A 3120-nucleotide genomic window follows, 5' to 3' on the forward strand; every position below is an offset into this window, starting at 1 on the left:
CCCCCGGCGCTTTCGCATAGAAAGCGCGCCTCGCACGGCTCTAGTCCCCATCGTCTAGAGGCCTAGGACACCGCCCTCTCACGGCGGTAACAGGGGTTCGAATCCCCTTGGGGACGCCAGTGCCAAATTTCCCTTAAAAATCAGTGGCTTAGCAGGGCGCCGGGGAAGGCTTCAGCCTCAGAGTGTATCAACCCTGTGTATCGGTGCCAAGGAATCTGATTTGGCCACGCCAATACCTTGTGTTTGGAGGGAAAGGGTAGAGTTCCGCGTTGCCCAGCGCCGGGTGGATGCCGACTTGCCTTGTAAGTGTCAACACCACTCCGCTTGACTCTAGCCGGTTCCGCCTACTCGGTCCCGCGAAACAAAAGTGCAATTGCTAGCATTGCGATTATCAGTGGCAACCGTTTATGACGTGTGATAGCCATATACAATTGCCAGGGAGGAGCACATGAGTTTGCCAACCAGTTTTGACATGGAAGACGAAAACGCTCCGCTCGACCAACAAGAAGATGAAACAGATCTTGCTAGCGAGGAGCTCGGCGACCTAAATAGCGCAGTGCTCTACAATACGGATTGGACTGTAGGGACAATATTGGATCAGATGCGCCGCAATCTGATTCGTGTTAACCCGCAATTCCAACGCAGGAATGCTTGGGATGAAGTCAGAAAAAGTAGACTTATTGAATCGCTCATGCTTGGATTACCCGTTCCAAACATCGTGCTTGCAGAGGCGCATGATGAAAATGGACGGCATTTTCTTGTTATAGACGGAAAACAGCGATTGTTGTCAATCGCTGATTTCCAAAGCCAAGATAATCCTTTGACGCTTCGAGACTTAACGATCTCCAGAGAATTGGAGGGGTTTAATTACGAGCGAATCCAGTCAGACGTCTTCCTGGCAAAGAAGCTACCTGCTTATGAAAATCAGCCTATAAGAACTATTGTTATTCGGAATTGGCCTTCAGAGCGGTTTCTATATACAATCTTTTACAGGCTTAACAGCGGCAGTCTTCCGCTGTCGCCGCAAGAATTGCGAAAAGCCCTTCACCCAGGCAAGTTTCTTGACTATCTCGAGGAATACATTTCCAGATCAAATCTTTTGTCAGGTCTATTCTCCATGCAGGCGCCTGACCGGCGCATGAGGGACGCAGAGCTTGTTTTGCGGTTTATTGCGTTTGATCTTTTCTATCCCGAAAAATATGGTAGTAGCTTCAAGAATTTCATGGATAATGCAGTAAAGTATTTTAATGACGATTGGAATAATCGACAACAGGAGGCTGATCGCTGCTTGTCCAGGCTGGAGACGGCCGTGACCAATACGGTTATTGTATTCGGGGAACGAGATGCATTCAAAAAGTGGAACGGCTCAACTTATGAAAGACGAGTAAACCGGGCAGTGTTCGATGCCGTAGCTCGGTATTTTTGTGAAGATGGGCTAAGGGATGTTCTTCAGGAAAAGAAAGAAGACATACAGAGTGAATTCAAGAGAATTTGTGCTGAAGATGAAAACTTCAGGCGTTCAATTGAACAGACCACCAAGACGCCGATAGCGACAGCCACTAGGATAGACTCGTGGGGACTAGCACTATCTGCCATCCTTGGTAGAGAGTTCACTCCTCCAACCCGCCGTCTAAAATAGGGCAGGCTGAGATGCCAAGTTCCGATTACGCCAGGTTAGTAGCCCGAGTCGATGAGATTCGACTGAAGTTCATTAACTTTACTATTCCTGCGGACCGTAATCCGCTACAGGAAGAACTGGATTGCATTGCAGCGTTCAGGCTCCTAGTTCATGCGGAATTCGAGCACTTTCTGGAGGATCGAGTTAGATACGCATTAAGCGAAAGTTTGCGTTTATGGAAAACAAAAAATACCGTAACACATACGTTGCTTAATGCTTTTGCAGCATTTGCACATAGAGTAGGTGACGATAAACTGCGATCCTTGTCCACTGTCCAGGATTTTGAAAAGAGAATAAATGATCATATAAGACAGATTGAGGAAATTTTGGATAAAAATAATGGAATTAAGAAGAGTGCGTTCTCAGAACTTGCCCACTTCTGCGGGTGTAGGATCGAAGATCTACCGAGCGAGTTGATCGGACAGCTTCACAGTTTTGGTGAAGCACGTGGTGCGGTTGCGCACAAAAGAGTTGATCGAGTGCGCAGCTTAAATTCTCCGGACATTGAAGCAGCTCAGGTCAAGGAAATTGTGGACTTGCTTGAGCAGTTCGACGAGGCGATCAATTCTTGTGTTTCCGAACGAATAGCCGGTGCTCCTTCAGCAGGCCATATAATGGTGGCTACAAAAGCTGTTCAGTCCAACTTAGTTTCCCCTGAAAATACTTGAGTGTTGTTCGATGCCAGCAGCTGAGTATTGCAGCTTTCCATTAATCTTTAAGATTTGTGGGGCCTAGTTTACCCGCTGAAGTGCCCCTTGGGCAGTGCTTATGCGCCAAATGTTAAGTTCCTCGGAGAGGCTATTGGGGCGAGATGACAATGCCGGTCAAGCTTGGCAATGACCAATGTGCTGCAACGGATGCTGCAAACAGCCATAGATGCTGAGAGTTGGGGACGGTAGCTACGCTTGCCGGACTCAACTTCTGTGAAGTCATCCACAAGGGTCCAGTTACCACCGTTTTCATAGGCCTGGATCGCTTAGCGTTCCGCATCAAGCCGAAGCCCACGTTCCCACTGATTTGCTGTGCTGGCCCGCTGCTACATGGCCGCCCAACTGCAAAATCCGTCTTACCTGCATTGCGGACCATTCACCGCCATTCCGCGCCCTCACACCTCTCTGATTCAGGGTGTCTGCGATCTTTCGCAGCGAGGCCCCCGTGGCGCGAAGGTCTGAAATCTGCGAAGCCATCCGCGCTGCATACTCTGCTGCGGCAATTGCATTTGCTGCGGCCCCCTTCCGTTGGGCGTCGTCAAGGTTCGTCCGGTTGCCCAGCGCCACCCCCTTTGCCTTTGCTGCTGCCAGGGCCGCGCGGGTGCGCTGGGCAATCAGGCTGCGTTCCTTCTCTGCCAGCGCCGCATAGAGGTGCAGCATGAAGGGGTCGGCATCCTTGCCCAGTTCGGCAACGATGAAGGGCACCCGCTGGGCCATAAGGCCGGAGATGAA

Annotated in this window: 3 protein-coding genes and 1 tRNA gene; 3 read left to right on the forward strand and 1 reads right to left on the reverse strand. The window is 50.1% G+C overall.

From position 1 onward, the window contains the following. The first annotated feature begins 43 nt into the window (after nt 1-43). From Q0072_RS10970 to Q0072_RS10980, 3 genes are all read left to right on the forward strand, one after another. Nucleotides 44-119, forward strand: a tRNA-Glu gene (locus tag Q0072_RS10970). Between the two features lie 329 nt (nt 120-448). Then, entirely contained in the window at nt 449-1639 is a 1191-nt protein-coding gene (locus Q0072_RS10975) for a DUF262 domain-containing protein (protein WP_298329754.1), read from the forward strand. A gap of 11 nt (nt 1640-1650) precedes the next feature. Then, nucleotides 1651-2346 (forward strand): HEPN domain-containing protein, encoded by a 696-nt coding sequence (locus tag Q0072_RS10980; RefSeq protein WP_298329757.1) that lies wholly within the window; start codon nt 1651-1653, stop codon nt 2344-2346. 321 nt (nt 2347-2667) lie between these two features. On the opposite strand, the gene Q0072_RS10985 is transcribed toward Q0072_RS10980, so the two are convergent. Continuing rightward, nucleotides 2668-3120, reverse strand: a 453-nt coding sequence (locus Q0072_RS10985; protein WP_298329761.1) for a recombinase family protein, incomplete at its 5' end; no start/stop codon positions are given.

This window comes from Asticcacaulis sp. (assembly GCF_027484505.1).
Classification (GTDB): Bacteria; Pseudomonadota; Alphaproteobacteria; order Caulobacterales; family Caulobacteraceae; genus Asticcacaulis.

Bases quoted from the DNA above. Each gene is read 5' to 3' on its own strand.
- Q0072_RS10975 (WP_298329754.1), top strand. From the start codon at position 449: ATGAGTTTGCCAACCAGTTTTGACATGGAAGACGAAAACGCTCCGCTC.
- Q0072_RS10980 (WP_298329757.1), top strand. From the start codon at position 1,651: ATGCCAAGTTCCGATTACGCCAGGTTAGTAGCCCGAGTCGATGAGATT.